General features: G+C 56.7%; 12 protein-coding genes. 1 reads left to right on the forward strand and 11 read right to left on the reverse strand.

Annotated elements, in window-relative coordinates:
- Positions 1-257 precede the first annotated feature (257 nt).
- Complete coding sequence (locus O3675_RS04090; protein ID WP_070686337.1) at positions 258-755, forward strand: adenylyltransferase/cytidyltransferase family protein; 498 nt, start codon at positions 258-260, stop codon at positions 753-755.
- A gap of 167 nt (positions 756-922) precedes the next feature.
- On the opposite strand, the gene O3675_RS04095 is transcribed toward O3675_RS04090, so the two are convergent.
- The 11 genes from O3675_RS04095 to O3675_RS04145 form a co-directional block, all read right to left on the reverse strand.
- Complete coding sequence (locus O3675_RS04095; protein WP_070676153.1) at positions 923-1,420, reverse strand: DUF2505 domain-containing protein; 498 nt, start codon at positions 1,418-1,420, stop codon at positions 923-925.
- Positions 1,421-1,671: 251 nt separating this feature from the next.
- Positions 1,672-2,382 (reverse strand): glycosyltransferase, encoded by a 711-nt coding sequence (locus tag O3675_RS04100; protein ID WP_371571126.1) that lies wholly within the window; start codon positions 2,380-2,382, stop codon positions 1,672-1,674.
- Positions 2,383-2,659: 277 nt separating this feature from the next.
- Positions 2,660-3,139: a PssD/Cps14F family polysaccharide biosynthesis glycosyltransferase gene (gene pssD, locus O3675_RS04105; protein WP_070676155.1), complete on the reverse strand. Its 480-nt coding sequence runs from the start codon at positions 3,137-3,139 to the stop codon at positions 2,660-2,662.
- A 177-nt stretch (positions 3,140-3,316) separates the two neighbouring features.
- Positions 3,317-4,549: a Wzz/FepE/Etk N-terminal domain-containing protein gene (locus tag O3675_RS04110; RefSeq protein WP_371571128.1), complete on the reverse strand. Its 1,233-nt coding sequence runs from the start codon at positions 4,547-4,549 to the stop codon at positions 3,317-3,319.
- A 66-nt stretch (positions 4,550-4,615) separates the two neighbouring features.
- Complete coding sequence (locus O3675_RS04115; protein ID WP_371571130.1) at positions 4,616-6,586, reverse strand: lipopolysaccharide biosynthesis protein; 1,971 nt, start codon at positions 6,584-6,586, stop codon at positions 4,616-4,618.
- Complete coding sequence (locus tag O3675_RS04120) at positions 6,583-7,938, reverse strand: O-antigen ligase (protein ID WP_304268716.1); 1,356 nt, start codon at positions 7,936-7,938, stop codon at positions 6,583-6,585. Before O3675_RS04120 ends, O3675_RS04115 begins: the two co-directional genes overlap by 4 nt.
- Before the next feature lie 17 nt (positions 7,939-7,955).
- A complete protein-coding gene (locus O3675_RS04125; RefSeq protein ID WP_371571132.1) occupies positions 7,956-8,906 on the reverse strand; it encodes a glycosyltransferase family 2 protein in 951 nt (316 codons plus the stop codon).
- An 11-nt stretch (positions 8,907-8,917) separates the two neighbouring features.
- Positions 8,918-9,706 carry a CDP-alcohol phosphatidyltransferase family protein gene (locus O3675_RS04130; RefSeq protein WP_070847254.1) on the reverse strand — a complete coding sequence of 263 codons (789 nt, stop codon included), beginning with the start codon at positions 9,704-9,706 and terminating at the stop codon, positions 8,918-8,920.
- Positions 9,707-10,184: 478 nt separating this feature from the next.
- Positions 10,185-13,655, reverse strand: coding sequence for a fibrinogen-like YCDxxxxGGGW domain-containing protein (locus tag O3675_RS04135; protein ID WP_371571134.1), 3,471 nt, complete (start codon positions 13,653-13,655; stop codon positions 10,185-10,187).
- 207 nt (positions 13,656-13,862) lie between these two features.
- The gene (locus O3675_RS04140; RefSeq protein WP_371571136.1) at positions 13,863-14,723 is read right to left on the reverse strand and encodes a hypothetical protein; all 861 of its coding nucleotides are present in this window, start codon (positions 14,721-14,723) and stop codon (positions 13,863-13,865) included.
- 345 nt (positions 14,724-15,068) lie between these two features.
- Entirely contained in the window at positions 15,069-17,537 is a 2,469-nt protein-coding gene (locus O3675_RS04145) for a fibrinogen-like YCDxxxxGGGW domain-containing protein (RefSeq protein WP_371571138.1), read from the reverse strand.
- Positions 17,538-17,786: the final 249 nt, after the last annotated feature.

A 17,786-nucleotide genomic window follows, 5' to 3' on the forward strand; every position in this document is an offset into this window, starting at 1 on the left:
TTCCTCTAAAAAAGTGACTGGTAAAATAAAAGGACGAAGGGCGCCCAACCAGCACCCTCGAGAAACTCTTTTCGGACCCGCGCACTCTGAGGTGACAGCGAGAAGAAATAGGACAATAGTAGAAGATATTTTCTCGATATTGCATATTCTTCACTTATTCTTAGGCTCTCGCCCTAGACAGCGGATATGTTTCTCACCCTCCGGTACTTCAACCACACCGGAATACCCATCGCCGCTACCAACCACAAGGAAGCCCCATGATTATTGGCTACGCCGCAGGCGCCTACGACCTTTTCCACTACGGCCACCTCGAGATTCTCCGCAAGGCTAAGGAAAACTGCGACTACCTTATTGCAGGCGTCGTGCACGATGATGTTCTGGAAGTGACCAAGGGCCGCCGCCCCGTCATCCCCATTGAAGAGCGGGCCGCCATCGTCAGCCACATCGACTACGTGGACGAAGTGCACGTCGAAACCACCCCCGACAAGCTCGAAACCTGGAAGCAGAAGCCCTTCAACGTCTTCTTCAAGGGCGACGACTGGAAGGGCACCGAAAAGGGCAACGCCCTCGAAGCACGCTTCGCAGAGGTCGGCGTGGAAGTACACTACTTCCCCTACACCGAGCACACCTCCAGCACCAAGCTGCGCAAGGTCGTTGACCTGCTCGAAGCAGAGCACGACCTGCGCGTAGAGATGCGCCGCTTCGCCGAACTGCTCGGTGAGCGTGAGTACTCCGAGGCGATTGTTGCTTCCTAAGGCTGTCGCCTCCTAATGCGCATACGTCCTTATCAGGGCTCTAGAGCTCGTAGAGACCCATAAAGAACAGAGGATCCCCGCCGTAATTACTTACGACGGGGATCCTCTGTATCTTGGCGTATCTAGCCGTATATCAACTACACCTCAAAGGTGAGCGTATATAGGCTTTAGCGCTGTGCCAGCCACTTCTCAGCGGAGGTGCCCAGAACCTTCAGCACACGGCCAACCTGCGGCTCAGCAGCGGCAGCAATCTTCTTGCCCACCAGCGGGATGGAGCAGGAAACCTCGCCGTTGACGTCCAGGCGGGTCTGCTCGCCCTCGGGAATCAGGTGCTGGGTAGCCTGAGCGGACACGGGCACGCCGTTAACCTTCACCTCGGTAGAGACGGTGCGTGCACCATCAGCTGCCGGTGCGCTCACGGTGTCCACCTGAGTCATGGAGACACCGCTACCGACGAACTTACGGGCGATGTCCGGCACACGCTCAGCGGGCACGGTGCGCTCCGTGGTTGCGGTGAACTCTGCGGAGGTGTCACCGGAAACGGAGAAGCTGCCGAACTCAACGCCAACCTCGGAGCAGACGAAGCGTGCGAAGTCCTCGCTGGAGAACGCCTCGATAACCTGCTCAACGCTTGCGTTGATAACGGTCGATTCCTGAACTGCCATAATTGTTCCTTTCGTAGTGCGCGAAAACCCCGCGCATTATCCCTTACTAAGGATACGGGGCGCGGGGTTTCGCAACCAATGTAAAGACGCGAATCCACCTGAGAATATGCCGTGAACAAGGGAAAACATCCACAACCTCTCACAGGGTGGTTGGAGGATTCGCATGCCGGTCTAAAAATGTGGGAAGCACCCGGCAAGGGCACCTCCCACACCGCATCACAAGGATACTGAGCTTAGAAAGATAAAAAACCTTAGGCGCTGGGAGCCATCGCGTCGATGCGAGCCATCTCAGTCTTACCCGCACGGTGTGCGCGAGCGGCCTGCTTCAGACGACCCCAGAAGGAGTCCTTACGGTGGGTCTTGCCAGCAAGCAGATCCTGCAGTTCCTCGCCCAGCTGTGCGGCAGAAATCTCCGGAGTGGAGACGTACGGCTCAGCGGTGCGGAACAGGGAGGGGTTCGCCAGAGCAAGATCCAGCTTAGCGAAGAGGTCTTCGCGGCTCTCAACAACAACAGCGTGGCCGCGCTTCTCCATCAGAGCGGTGAAGGGGACCTGGTGGTTATCAACGACCTCGTCGAACTCTGCGCGGCGCGGAACAGCCAGGGGCAGAGCACCGGTGCGGCGTGCATCCTGGATGGAACCGGGGCCGCCCTGAACCAGCACTACGCGCGCGGTTGCGTAGTAGTCCAGCAGTTCGGAGGCGGGAAGAAGCTTGAGGTTGTCTGCGTGCTTAATGGGCGCAGTGTGACCATGCTGCACGAGGCAGGTGACCTTGGGGTGAGCCTCAAGATAAGCCTCAACCCAACGCAGAAGACGATCAAAAGTGTGAACGTCGGTGCCGAGGGACACCACCAAATCGTAAGTCTTGGTAGGAATACGAACGGGCGCGACGGCAGGGGTAAATACGGGCAGGTCGAACTTGGAAGTATCAACGCTGACGCGGGGGAAGTTCTGAATAGACATCGCCTATTCCTCTCTATGTATTTATCGGTAGTAACCCCGTATACCTGACGCAAAAAATCCGGAGGGCATCATTGGTATACGCGGCGGCGTCGTGCCGGAGAAAATGGTGAGTAATCTCCGCATACGCTTCTCTGGCGAGTGGTTAGTTCGCTTGGATGGTGAGTCCACAGTGGAGCGCACGACTTATGCGTATCTGTATGTTTAATAAATACTATACCCTGAAAATAACGCCCCCAGCACACGCGAGGACGCTATTTTCAGGATAAATTCATCACTCTTAGAAAATGGGATGAATCACACGAGAATCAGGGAAATTCTTCTGCTGTTCCTCGCTCTGAACAATAATTCGATCAGCAAAGGTGTACAACATCTTGCCGGTCATCGTCGGCAGAGTCGGGCGGTCAAAACACTCAATATAAAGAGTCTTTACGCCAAAAAGTTTAGCCGCAACAAAGAAAGGAACAGCAACACCCGCACCCGCAGAAACAACCGCATCCGGACGTTCCTTCGGGAAAATACGAAATGCCAAGAACAGATTACGAATAGCGTTCTTAATATTTCGGGTGGTCGGGTAATACGCCCAATAGGTCTTCTCATCAGCGAGAGAAGATTCAACATCGGGCTGCTTAAAGCTAACCCACACGCGGTCATAATCCTGCCACGCAGCAGAAGTAGCCGTCAGATGCTTCAAGTGTCCGCCACTGCTAGAAACCAGCAGAAGCTTCTTCGGTGCCTGAGAGGAAGTTGCCTCAGTCATAGTGTTCTCCTAAAGCCCCAATACAAGAGAAAAATAAGAAGAGAAGATAAGGGTGAGCTGGTGGGCCGACAACGCCTGCATCAGCAGATCCGCCTCAACAGGCGTTACCGCACCCCACGCTCAAGGACGGAAGGACGAACCCGCACAGAGGCGAGGCATCCATCAACAGAACCCCGATTACTCGCGATCCAGGAACACAGCCAGAGCGTTCACGCCCTCAAGCTGATCCAGCTGAGCGAAAAGCTCACGAACCTGCTGCAGAGAAGTAGCTGCAGTCACCGGAACCAGAGCCACGCCGCCAGCCTGAACGAAACGCAGCTGGGTCGACAGGGGAGTAGCGGTGCTCAGGCTAATCACCAGAGGAGTCTCGCTCTTCTCAACCAGCGACTCGGGAGTGTGGCGGGTCAGGGCGTCACGGACCGAAGCGTAATCGGTGAAATGTGCGTACTCGGTGGGCAGAACGCGCTGCAGCATCTGGTACAGGTGCTCAACACCGCGGTCAGTACCGGGCAGAATGACAATGCCGGAAGCACCAGCACTCTTCACATCGCCATCGGGAGCACCCATGGTGCGCAGCAGCATGAACGCGTCATTCGCCTCAGAAGAGGAACCCAGCTCGTGAACAGGGATGCCAGCATCTTCCAGACGGTCAGCGTAACCAACGTGACGCATGGTTCGGTCACGACCGTAAGCCAGCACAGCACCAATCAGCAGACCGGCAACAGCACCAACAATAGCCATCTTCACCGGGCCAAGAGCCGAGGAAGAAGAAGGAACCTGAGCCTCGCTCATCACACGGCCACCGGTAGTAGAAGTCAGCTGAATCTGAGCGCGACGCTCCTGCAGCTGAGAAAGCAGACCCGCACGGCCATTATCACCCTCGAGGGCAGAAATCTGCTCATCAATCTGGTGCAGAGCGGAATCAACGCTGCTCTTTAGAGACTCGGAACGAACCTGCAGGTACGCGTTTGCCATAGCGTTAGCGTAACGTGCAGCATCCGTGCCGTTGGGACGGGTTACCTCAACATCCAGCACAGCAGTCTGGGAGGTGCCGGTCACCTTGACGGAGCTCATCAGGCGGCTGGTCAGCTGAGCCTCAGAGAGGGTATCGCCGTTAGCAATCAGAGACTTCGCGGCGTTCTGCGCAACCTCACGAGAGGAAGCAACACGAGACTCGGTCGCAATATCCACCTTCGCGGAGTTAGCGCTACCGGTACCGGCGGGATCAACCACCAGCGGGTAAACAACCAGCGAAGCCTTAGAAGTGTACTTGCTATTGGTCATGTAGCCGTAGACGGCACCCGCCACAGCGAAAACCACGACTGACAGCAGAATTAGCAGAGGGTGTCGGAAAATGCGACGTACCTGGCTGCCAAGGGTAACCGAGGAGGAATGAGAGGTGTTATCCATGAGGACATCCTAGAGGAAGAGAAACGGACACTATATATCGGAGAAAAACGTAGAAGAAGCGGAAGGCTAAGACTTCGCGCGGCGGGCGGAAAGGAAACGCTCAATACCGAGAGCCTTACGGAATCGGTACAGTACCGCACCGTACACCGGCACCAGTAGCACCACGTACACGATGACGCCCAATACGCTCTGACCCAAGAAAGTCAAAGACACCAGAGCACACGCCGTCGGAACAGCCGCACCCAAGAAGAGCGAAGGAGCCATCTCACGGACCGAAGCGCGAATACCCACCAAACGGAACACCTGGTAGCTCGCCAGGAAGGTATCAATCAGCAGAGCCGATGCCCACGCCGTCACCGCACCGTACAGGCCCCAGACCGGAACCAAGGTGAAGTTCAAAGTCACAGCCACCACCAGCGAGGAGAGCTTGTTCAACAGCTGCCAGCGACTCTTACCGCTCATCAGCAGAACAGACTGCACACCACCGGCACTCATCGACAGCATCGCCGCCGGGCAAATCACCCAGAGAATACCGGCGCCAGCCTCAAAACCCTTACCGAAGAAGCCCAGAAGAACCGGACCAAAGAACGCCAAGGAGAGGTAGAACGGCCAAGACAGAGCAGTCAACACGCGAGTAGTCGATAGGAAAATCTCTCGAGCACGATCGAGCTGACGAGTCGCCAACGCCGCACTAATCGACGGGCCGGTCACCACACGTCCGGTGTGCTCAATCATGGCACCCACACGAACACAACGGTTCACAGCACCATAGACACCACCTGCAGCAGCACCTAAGAACGCCGTCACCACCAGCACGTCAATCCACTCCAGAATCGTTTCCACAACGGTTGCGACACCGCGTGCAGAGCTGAAACCCCAGAACGAACGGAACGTCTCAGTCGGAGAATCCTCAGAAGGAAGAACCTCCACATGCTCCTCGTTGGGGAACGCCCGCTCCAAAAGCCACAAAGCAACCACCGCAGTAATTGCCACCGGAACAGTCCATGCATACACCAGATCCATGAGCTGGCCCGAGAACAGAACCACCAAACCCACAGCCGCAAAACGCAGAGTAGGAAGCAGAACATTCTGCAAGACCGTAAAAGTCACCACACGATGCAGACCGCGTAGTGCGCCGAAGAACACCGTCATCAGCGCCGCCACCAGCACGAAAGCCGAGCTAACACGCATCGCAGCCTGATACTCGGGAGCCATCGGCGCAATCTCGGTGTAGACGTAAACACCCACCACCAGAAGCACCGAAGTCACCAACGAAGGAATCAGTCCGTAACGGATCAGCTGCGGCAACACACCGTAACGTCCCAGTGCCCGCTGAGCGCTCATCGTACGAACCAAACCAGTATCCGCGCCGAAGGTCACCAGCGAAATCGCAATCGCGAACAACGCCATCAGACGGAAAAACTCGCCCGAACCCTCAGCACCAATACCGTTCGACACCACCATCGTGGTCACGAACGCGATACCCGCACCGTACATCACGCACAGAGAAGCAAGAGAGCCGCTCTTTGCGAGGCTGGGCTGCTTACCCTTAGCGGGAGCCTTCTTCGCCGGTACATCCTTCGCTGATGCGCTATCGGTTTTGGCCACTGCTACAGAAGAATCCGTCTTCTCGCGCTGAACCTTATCGGCAGACTCAGCAGTAGAGGGGGCTATCCGTCGGGAACCGGGCAGATGAGCACCCGTTACAGCGCTCGCCGCTGAAGAACCCGTAGCCGAAGTACCTGCCTCCAAAGAATCGGGCAACGATTCCTCGGATGCAAAGCCTCGAGCCGGAGGCACAATCGACAGCGCTGTGGTTGCAGGAAAACGACCGGAACGGATGTCATCCACCGTCGGAGCAAACTCATCGGCAGAAGACTCTGCCTCTGAATCAGCCTGCTCCACTACCGGCTCCACGTACTCGCCGCTCTCACGCAGGCGTGCACGGCGGCTAGGGTGACCACCCGTCGAATACACATCATCGAAAGATGAAACCGCAGAAGTATCTAAACCACGAGGGGACTGATTCTTCGTCATAGCCCCTCACCATCCCGAATGGAACGAATACACGCCATCGACGCGAGCATCAGAATGGTCAGCTGAGCGATATCGAAGCTGTAGAAGATGAAGACAATGCAACATGCCACCGGCACACTATGCAGCCAGTACCCGGATGCGGTCTTCACTCGTGCACCGCTTGCCACAGTGCACACCATGAAGAGTGCGAACAGGGCAAGACCCACGAAACCGAAGCAAAACATCAGAGTCCACAGGTAACCCTGGGTACCCATTGACACGCCAATGCTCGGTTCCATACGTGGGGTGCCATAACCAATAATCGGGGACTCCAAGGTCGCGTTCCAAGTAGCGCGGTAGAGCGCCGCACGACCACCGGTGGAGTCCGAGTAGTCCTGACGACCCAGGATATTATCCACGGTGCCTGACGCAAAGAGTGCCACAACCACAGCCGCAATTGCCGCAACACCCATACCCACAGCACGCCAATTAGCTGCCAGGAACTGACGCAGCAACACGTACGCTGCGCTGATACCCAGACCAATGAACATACCGCGGTTACTGGTCGCAATTGCCGGCACGGTAGAAAGCGCCATGCCGGTCAGCAACGCAATACGCAACCAGATGGAACGCAGACGCAGCAAGCACGCCAGCATCACCGGGGTGAGCAGAGTGTACGCCAGACCCCAACTATTCGCGTAAGGGAACGGCGCGGAGGGGCGAATATACGCCTCAGGCGCACCCCAAGGACGCTGAACCTCCGCCAGGGGAGGAAGCATGTAGTCGCGCACCAGAGGGTTCTGCATAAAGCCAGAAGGCATGATGAAGCTCATCGGGGTACGCAGACGGAACTCGGGGAAGAGAACGCCGCCGTAACCCAGAACAATGAGGGTCACCCACAGAGTCGCCAGACCGCCCAGCAGCCTATTGACGCTAATAGAGGAGCGCGCGTTGTAGTAGTACAGGGCGTAAATGCCGGCACTGAGAATATTCACAAAGCGCAGACCCCAACCAATAATGTCGGTGGAACGAGTCAGAGCAAGTGCCGCAACAACAACCCACACGCAGAATGCGCCCCACACCCACAGGGAACCGGGAACACGCACATTACCTCGAATAATGAGGTAAAAAAGCATGATCGCTGCCAGTACCAGCGGTGCAATCTGAAGCACACCCAGAGCCCACAGCGCCGGGAAGCCGTACAGCAACGCCAGCAGAGGCCAGGCGGGGAGCTTCTTCTGCGCCGTAGATACCGGGCGGATGCGCGCGCGGGCGCGCAGAATACCGCTCGGGGGCGTACTAGCCGACCCGGCGGAATCCTTCAGCGCCACAGGCGAAGTGCCCGGAGGGGAAAGAACGGAAGAAGAAACCATGTCTGTGCGATACCTGGTTAGAGACCTCGACCGGTCTTCTGGACGAGATCAAGAAGAGTAGCGGGCTTAATAACGCCGGTGGATACAACATACGCCGCCCAAGCACGAAGCTGCTTGGGGTCGCGGCGCAGGGCCGCGCGAGCGTAGGCACGCGCCTCCTTGTTGTTACCCAGCGATGCCTGAGCGTACGCAATCTGACCGGCAATACGTGCCAGGCCCTTGGGATCCTGCTCAAATTCGGGGAACTTACGCAGAATGTAGCTGAGGCCGTCAACCATGGACTGCCACTTGCCGGAGAAGAAGGAGGGGCGGTCCCAGAGCACCAGAATCAGCGGCTCGGGTACGCTCAGTACATCGCCGTGGCGGGTTGCGCGCAGCAACAGGTCGTAGTCTTCACCGTAGGCGGCGGGCAGCTCCTCATCGACCAGACCGATGCGGGCGGGCTGACCGTCAACGCCGAGCAGGTCCTCGCGGGAGTACAGCATGGCGGAGGGGTGAATCTCGGTGATACGCGAACGCAGGAAGTCTGCGAAGGTTGCGCGCTCGGGTGCCAGGCGCACGATGTCCTGACCGCCGGAGCGGACGGTAATACCCGAAGAGATAGCGGCTGCCTCGGGGTTTTCGCGCCAGAGAGCGACCTGCTGGGTGAGCTTGGAAGGCATCCAGTAGTCGTCGTCATCGCAGAAACCAATCATCTCACCGCTGGAGGCGATGATGCCGCTATTGCGGCCGCCCGCCAGACCGCCGGAACGGGTGTTGGAGACAATCTTCAGGGCACGGTTTTCGCCGACCTCAATGTCCTCGAGACGGTCGGGCTCAACACGGTCAAAGACGACAACAACTTCAACGAAACCGCGGTAGCTCTGCTCAAGGATAGAGCGGACAGCCACGCGCAGCAGCTCGGGGCGCTTGCCGTTGGTCGCGATAACGGCGGAAACAGCAGGGTTGCGAGAGGTGAAGTGCATCATTGGGATTCTCCTTACTCAGCGGGGGTCGCGAGGCTAACGTACTTGCGACGCATGGACAGCAGGACGGTTGCGGCATTAGCCAGCAGAAGCAGCGCGTAGACGATGACGAATACGGGGCCGAAGCCAACAAAAATGTAGATCCAGCAGAGGGTGCCAGCGTCCATGTGCAGGTTGATGAAGGAGCGCAGGGGGCCACCGGTGGGCGGTGCTGCGGTCTTGCGGTTGTTGCGCAGCTGTTCAGCCAGAATCTGGCTCATGAAGTGACCGGCGGTCAGAGCGGTGAAAATCATGGGCATCGCAATGATCCAGCCGTTGAAAGCGCTAGATCCGGTGAAGGAGTAGTGTGCCGGGTACAGCAGGAAGGAGAGCAGGGTTGCCATGTGCACCGAGGGCACACGGATGGAGTCGACCACGTGGTCGAGCCACTCACCGGCGGGGGAGGACGCACCGGTCACGCGAGCAACCTGGCCGTCAGCAGAGTCCAGGCCGTAACCGAGGGCGAAGAGTAGTGCAACGCAGATACCTACACCAACGCTGGGCGGGCAGGTAATCAGAACGATGAGGCCTGCCGCGGAACATGCAGCGGAAATTGCGGTGACGCCGTTGGGGGTGATGCCCAGAGCAACAGCTGCCGCAGCGAAGTAGCGTGCTACTCGGCGGTTGACCCAGCGGGTGTAGGCGGGAACGCCAATGCCGGGCTTCTGCGCTGCCTCAAGGGAGCGCAGGGTGTGGGAGAACTTCGCGGCAAATCCCGATGCGGGCGCGGAGTTCGGGGCGTGAGGTGCCTCAGAGGTGGACATGCACATTCCTTTTTAATCGGTGAGAGGAGTGAAGGAGAGTGAATTACTCCCTTTCGGGGTGGTTGCGAGAAAGTCCGGAAGTCCCGCGCGCGAAAAAAGAGGTGGTTGGTCCCTTTTTTCACATACACCACTATATAGATATTTTACAACGAGATAAAGTGCGACAGGGTGCGTGTGGTCAGGGTCAACAATTGTGTCGTAAAAAGCCCCTGACAATGCGCTTTGGTGCAGATTTGCGGGATCCTTTGGGCAGATTTGGCGTGCTGTCAGGCGGGGTTATCGGCGCTTTGTTCCCTTGAATTGTGGATTTAGAAAACATTTCTGAACATTGTGCAGAGATGCACATAACAGAAGCACAAATAATGGGAATAAAAGATACAAAAAACACGGAAAAGTGGGGAGCGTACGCAAATGGGGTTTGATTTCCTGAATCATTCAGAAAATCAAACCCCATTTAGCTGAGATTGTCTAGAAGGTATTAGTTCCTTCGGGACTGCATCGGAACGCGGGTTCCGACTCCGTTATTGACGATGCGTCGCTCGCCCCGATCGGCTGCCGCGTTATTTGCATTGTTCGCATTGTTCGCGTTGTCGACCACGGGCTGCTCAGCCTCGTTTGCGGCGGGAGCCTCCGCCTCCTTGCCAGCTTCCTTCTCGGCGGGCTGCTCAGCAACCGGTGCCTTGGAGGTAGCTTGCAAATCGAAGCTCACATTCGGGCGAACGTTACGTCGGCTAATGCCCGGGTGAACCTCAATCGCGATGAGGTTCTCGCCAGCCTTCAGCTGAGAAGCCGGAACGGTGAAAGTTACCGGAGTCTTCTGAGCCTCAGCGGTATCTACCGAGCTGGAAGCTACCGTGCTATTCCACAGCTTGCCCCTGGTATCGAAGTTGGTACGACCAACTTCTTCACCGTTGACACCCACAGCAATAGCATCGTCCGCGTAGGTGGTCAGTACCAGGTCGCGGCTCGCCTGCTCACGAGTGAGCTGGATGGTGGTGTATGCGTAGATATTGTGACGGGTACGCACAAGCGGAACATTAACCGAGGTGTTGAGGTTACCGGTGCCGACACCAATCGGGGTCTTGCCGGTCTGCCATGCTTCCTGCGCGATATCTTCCAAGGTGAAGTGGAAGTTGTACTTCCAACCGTACTTACGGTTAGGAGCCTTGCTGGAGACCATGTACTTCCACTCGGACGCGTAGGGCAGAACAATCTGGTCCTTAGCGGCCTCGTCCTTAGGAGTTTCTTCCTTCGGGTCCTCGGGCTTGGGATCGGCAGGCTTAGGCTCCTCAACCTTCGGGTCCGGATCCTGGGCCTTCGGTGCCTCAGTAGTCGCTTCTGCACTCGGGGTAGCGCTTGCCGAAGCACTGGGGTCAGCGCTCGCGGTAGGATCAGCACTTGCCGTGGGGTCAGCGCTCGCGGTCGGATCAGCGGTAGGAGTCTCGGTTGCGGTCTCCGTGGGGGTAGGAGTCGGGCGAACCGGAGCTACCTGAACCGGAGTGGACGCAGAGTAGTTATCCGAGGTGTCCACAGCACGCACAAAGTAACGTGCGTTATCGGTGTGGTCAATCTCGAACTTCGTACCCGAAGTGCTTGCAATGACGCGGTCGTCACGCAGAATCTGGTAGCGGACACTACCGGTATCCTGCACAACATCCCAGGTTAGAACGTCCTTATCGTCCTTCAGCTCAACCTGCAGGTTCTGCGGGGTAGCCGGAGGAGTCACATCGCGAGCCTCAAAGCGCGCAAAACCAACGGTATCCTGAGTGCCGTGAACACCCAGCGAACGGTGGATATCGCCACCAACCCACAGGGTGCCCTTCGAATCAACGAAAGACTCCCAGATACCGAAGCCGTGGTCACCCTTAATAGCGGGGGAGAACTCCGGCAGCATCTTACCGCTGTCCTTATCGAACGCAGCAACCAGCTTGACCGAGTGAATCACGCTCGAACCGCCCACGGGGGCCTGCTTGTTACGCGAATCCTGGTAGAGGAAGTCGCCGCAGTGGCAGGCGCCGTAAATGGTGTTGCCGTGCAGATGCAGATCCTGGAAGTCTCCACCGTCGCGGGTAATCGCGGTGTAGGTGGGGCTCAGGGAGGCCTTATCGTAGCGAGAGATGAGGTGCTCAGTACCGCCCACCCAGACACCAGAACCGGCATCCTGAACGTCGAACTGGAAACCCCAGATCTTGGTTTCGTTGCGCAGGTCAGAGACATTAGCGCCGGCAGGAATCTCAGAATGCTGGTACGCCCACGGGCTGCCCTTCTGCAGGTGCTGAGTAATATCAGCCACGCGGTAGGCAAGGCCGCCGTTGAGCCAGGTGAAGTAACCGGCTACGTAAACGTGAGAGTTATCAGCGGAGGCACTAATACCGTTGACAGTACCGTTGAACACCTGGCGCCAGTTACGGTCTATACTCACAATACCGGGCACGCCGTTAGATGGTTCGCCCAGCTTAAAACGGGCAATATTGCGTGAATACGCAGCACCCGCGTTTTCGCTTTCATAAACGTGGGTAAAGGTGCCACCAATGTACACGTAGTCACCCTGACGATGGATGGTCTTCACCGTCATGACCTCGGTACGAATGCGATCTTCGACTTTAACCTGGGCCCATTCCGGGGCAACTTCACCGGTTGTGGCATCAACAACGACGAAGCTCTTATGCTCCTCACCGTTAACAAGCTTGAAGTTACCGCCAATAGCCAGACGGTTATTCGGCAGAGCCTCAACAGCCTTCACCTGACCATTAACAGTCAGCTTGAAGTCGCGGCGCAACTCGCCGGTCTCCGGATCAAAGGCAGCAATATTAGACTGGTGAACCTTCTCGCCGGAAGACGACTCAAGGTACTCGAAGTCGCCACCAATAAACACGCTGGAGGTGCCGTTGCCGTGATCGACCTCGGTGATCGCCTCAACGTAGGTGTTCATCTCGTTGGTTTCACCGGTGAAAGTCCTAGTACTGGTTCGCCAGCGCCAATCTGCCGAACGGCTACTGGGCAGGGCACGACGAGCACTCGCCTGAGTACCGGAATCCGGGATAGCGCCCAGGTTCAAATCGTTCTGGGTCAGCTTCGGGCGCAGGAACATCTGGGTGTAACCGAAAGAGGTTTCACCCTTGCTATCCTTGCCGTAGATATAGGAGTTCTGCGCGTCGGTTATCGCCGGCTCAGAGCCATCCTGCGAAATGGGGGAGTTGGCGCCGTAACGGAAGCCCATACGGTAATCCTGCGAAGCCATTTCCTCAAAGAGCATCGTCCTGAAGCCGTAGTTCTGGCCGCCAAGCATATGGTCCTGCCACGTGCCATTAGGCCAGTCCCTGCGGCCATTTTCATTGTAGGAAGAGAACTCGTCAGGGTTGGTGACTGTCGCGTTGGCCCAGATAGCGTTCGAACGCAGAGCCCAAGTCCACTCAGAAGTCTGGCGGCGATCCACCGTCGCCTCCTGCCACTTGGTGCCCGAGGTGTTCAGAGCGCGACGGAAACGGTAACCATCGGGCAGCTGATCAGGGCGGGTGCCGTTGAGCAACTGAGAAATAGTGGTGCCCGAAAGCTGAATCGGGGTCTTCGCAGCGGGCAGGGAGCTCAGCGCCTTACCCTGCTCGAGAGTCAAACCGGACGACGCGGGTGCGGCACCACTGTAGAGCTGGGAGGCGTCACCCTGGCCCTCGTAGTTTTCGGTCCAGCCGTCACGACCTTCACCAATCTTGACCCAACCGCCACCATCAGTTTCCTGATCGCAGTAGAACTGGGTAGGCTGGCTCATCGCGGGGGTGTACAGCCAGTAGGCGCCACTCTTTGCCTCGGGGTTAGCCTGCTTGGCTTCCCAGCAGCTAGCGGCAGCACGCTCGGAAGTCGTGCCATTGTAGAAAGCAGAGTCCCTTTTTTCCGCAGTCTGTTCAACAGCGGTACTCGGCGTAATAGCGGGGATAGCTACGGGCAAAGCCAAAGCCGTAGCAATGCTCAAGCAAAGAGTTGAGCGAGTTATAGCAGAACGTGAAAAGCCGGAGCCCGTCATGCCAAGGTGGGCTTTCATAATATCTCCAAATGAATGCCAAGAAATGTTATCGAGTGCGCATCAACATTAATGCGCTATGGATGATAATGCGCGGGTTCCAGCGAATCATAGCTGGAAACCGGCATCTTTAATTAGACCCTAACAATCAGGATTGTTCGGGAAATCATGGGTCGCAATCTTCCACTGACCATCGACCTGAACGAGGGTGTAAATATTGAGTGAACGCTTAGGAGAATTGTCATCCTTAACGGGCTGATTATTCTCGTCATAGATCTTCACCGAGGAAGAATCCATGCATACTTCCAGCATGCGCGCGGGCTGACCCTTGTACTGAGTTTCAGTCATACGGGGAGTGCCCACCACAGTGGAAGAACCTTCGTAGTGCCAGCCAGCCAGTGCGTATTCGGAAGCCTGCACGGCAAACTCAGCGGCAGCGGAATCCACAGCTACCGCCTCGATGGAGCGAATCGTCTCATCATCGAGAACAGCACGCGCCTGCTCAACGTTCTGCTGCTCGGCCTCTTCATCGCTGCTCGGGTCAGCGGTACGCTCGGGAGAGGGAGCAGCGGAAGGAGCTGCCTTAACCTTGGTCAGAATGGTCTCAAAAGAGTTAACCAGTTCGGTAGTCTTCTTAACTTCTTCAGCGTCAACGGGCACGGAGGAAGCGTTCTTCATTTCCTCAGAGCCAGTGTAAATCTCTTCAAGCTTCTGACCGTCAGAAGAAGTAGCCTCAGCATTTGCCTTGGGAGATGCCTCGCCCGAAGCCTCAGCGGATGCAGAAGCGGTGCCCTGCTCAGAAACCTTAGGGGAAGCGCTCGAAGACTGAGCGGAAGAAGCGTGCGCAGAAGCGGAAACACTTGCGGAAGCAGAAGCGGAAGAAGAGCTATCGGAGCTCGGGTTTTCAGTAGCGCAAGCGCTCAGGACCAAAGCGGATACCGCAACGGTGCCCAGAGCGCCCAGAAGCCGGGACCGGGAGGACTGCTTGAAGAATGCTGACATAGGAAGCCTCTTTAGTGGTTGGAGTGAGAATGACTATATTCCGGAAGATAATACCTCGCACAGCGGCAAAGCACCTAAAGGCTAACACGCAAAGCTGGGAAAACACTTAGACCCGCAAAAATAACGTTTTTATAAATGATGAGAATAAGCTCTAAATAATGCTCTATTTTTGCTCGAATGGAAGATAAATATATATCTCTGAATGAAAGAACCTTCATGTAAATGAATGAAATAGGTTCACATTGTGCAAAAAAGTCCCGGGCTGGTCATGAACCAGCCCGGGACAATAGGGCGAACATCACTAAAATTCTTTGTCATAAAAGTGCATATCGCCCTGATGAGGGGTTATGCTGCCTGGACAGCCTCGGTGCTTGCCGAATAGTTATCCGCAGTATCTACCGCGCGCACATAATAGCGGGCGCCATCGCGGTGATCCACCGAATAGCTCGTACCCGTAACCGTCGCAATAGGACGATCATCGCGCAGAACCTGGTACTTCACCCTGCGCTCGGAAATACCCGACCACGTCAGCTGATCCTTGGAACCGTTCGTCGTGACCTTCAGATCGCTCGGGGGAGCCGGAGGGGTCACATCACGAGGAGCATAACGCGCGAAGCCAATAGTCGGCTGTACGCCATTAGCGCCCAACGACTTACGGATATCGCCACCAACCCACAGAGTGCCCGTGGAATCCACGAAGGACTCCCACACACCGTATCCATACGCGCCGTTCATAATCGGTGCGAACTCCGGCAGCATCTTACCGCTGTCCTTATCGAAAGCCGCTACCAGGCGAATGGTCTGAGCATTGGTCGCGTTCTCCCACTCCGAATAGACAGTGTCTGCGCCCTGGAAGAGGAAATCGCCGCAGTGGCACGCACCGTAAATGGTGTTACCGCTCAGGTGCAGATCCTGGAAGTCGCCACCCTCACGAGTAATCGCACTGTCTGTGCGACGCATGCTCGACTTCTCGTAACGGGTAATCATATGCTCGGTGCCACCCACCCAGACGGAGGAGCCAGCATCCTGAACATCGAACTGGAAGCCCCACATCCTGCGCTCGTTTTTCAGATCCCAGGTTTGGGCATTCTTGGGGGTGTACGAAGGACGGTGGTGCCAAGCCACCGGGTTCGTGCTACTGCCTTGCATATGAGCGAGACGGAACGCCTCCTGGTTATTCAGCTGGGTGAAGTAACCAGCGACGTACACATCGGCATTGCCCTCAGAAGCGCTCACGCCGTTAACCGTGCCGTTAAAGACCGGACGCCAGTTCCAGTCCACCTCACCGTTGCTCAACTTAATGCGAGCCAGGTTCCTTGCATACGCGTAGGTGGGGGAGGTCTGACCCTTCAAGTGAGTGAAGGATCCACCAATGTACAGGTAGCCATCACGCACGTGCAGGGTCTTAATCTGTACCGGTAGGGAAGTGATGCGGCTGACCACGCGGATATCCCAGTCCTTAGCAACCTGACCGGTCTGCGGATCCAGAATTACAAAACCGTTGTAGTACTCGCCGTTCACCTGGTCGAAAGAACCACCCACAGCAAGCAGGCCGTTCGGCAGAGCCTCAACCGACTTCACCTGACCGTTAATCTTCGGGCGGAAGGAACGGCGCAGTTCGCCGGTACCCACCTCGTAACCAGCCAAGAAAGCCTGCTCAACCTTCTCGCCGCTAGCCGACTCAACATACGCGAAATCGCCACCGGTAAAGACAGCGCCACCGACCTCGGTGATAGCCTCAACCTGGGTGTTCATCTCACCCTTCTTGCCGGTACCGGTCTCAGTGCTGGTACGCCACTTCCACTTCTCGGAGTAGCTATTGGGTAGCGCGCGGCGGTTACTTGCCGCAGAGCCCTGCTGGCCATAATCATGCAGACCCTTAGCCACCAAATCGTTCTGAGTCACCTTCGGGCGCAAGAACATCTGAGTAAATACCAGGGGAGTGGTCGAATCATCCGCCGGGCGGTAAATATACGCCGAAGGACGGTTCATCAGGTAGGTCTCGGTCCACCATGTAATCTTGGCGTTGCGACCGTAGGTGAAGCCCAACTTGTAGCCCTGCGATGCCTTCTCTTCGAAGTTCAGGGAACGGAAATCATCAGAATCATGGGTGAAGATGTTACCAGCCACCTGACCACGGTTGGCGTAGTCATAACGGTTACTGTACTGCCAGGTGTTTTTGACCGAAATATTTGACCAGAACATCTTCGAACGCAAAGTCCAAGTCCATTCGGTACTGGAATCACGGTGAGCCTTAAAATCCTGCCAGGTAGTGCCCTCAACGTTCATCGCGCGATGGAAACGCACGCCATCGGGCAAATCCTGCGGACGGGTACCGTTCAGTAGCGCGTTCACGGTCACGCCGGAGAGCTGCACCGCATCAAAGCCGGTCGGGTTCTTATACAGCTGATCGGCATTACCGCGACCGTAGTAGTTCTCAGTCCAGCTCTCACGACCGCGGCCAATCATAACCCAGCCGCCACCATCAGTTTCCTGATCGCAATAGAACTGCTCAGGAGCACTCATCGCAGGGGTGTACAGCCAGTACGCGCCGCTCTTGCCACGCGGATTATTCTGCTTAACCTCCCAGCAGCTCGCAGCCGCGCGCTCACTCGACGAACCGTCATAGTAGCGTGCATCAGCAGCCTGCGCGCCCGAAGCAATCGGACCCAAAGAAGCCGCAACCATCGCAAAAGAAGCAGCCGCCGCACCCAAAGCACGGGACCCGGAGCGAGAAGCTACGCGAGAGCCCTCAGAAGCGGAGGAAGCAGCACCCTGCGCGCGCCCTCCACGCGTGAACGGAAGAAAATTCATTTGTCTCTCCTAGAGACCTCAACCGGCACACAGCAGAAAACTGCAATTCACACAGCAACACCAACCCCACACAAGGCACAGCATAGTGACCAGGCATCGGGGTAAGGGGGAAGCGTTATGAACTGCGCTAACAGCGAGTCTGTAGCCGGAATCAGTGAGTGTAGTTATCGGAAATTGAATGAATACGCCCCACCCCTCACGCACGAAGCCAACAATGGCACCGTACCCGTACGAAGCGGAACGCTAAAA

This window comes from Rothia sp. 27098_8_27, assembly GCF_041432805.1.
Taxonomy (GTDB): Bacteria; Actinomycetota; Actinomycetes; order Actinomycetales; family Micrococcaceae; genus Rothia; species Rothia mucilaginosa.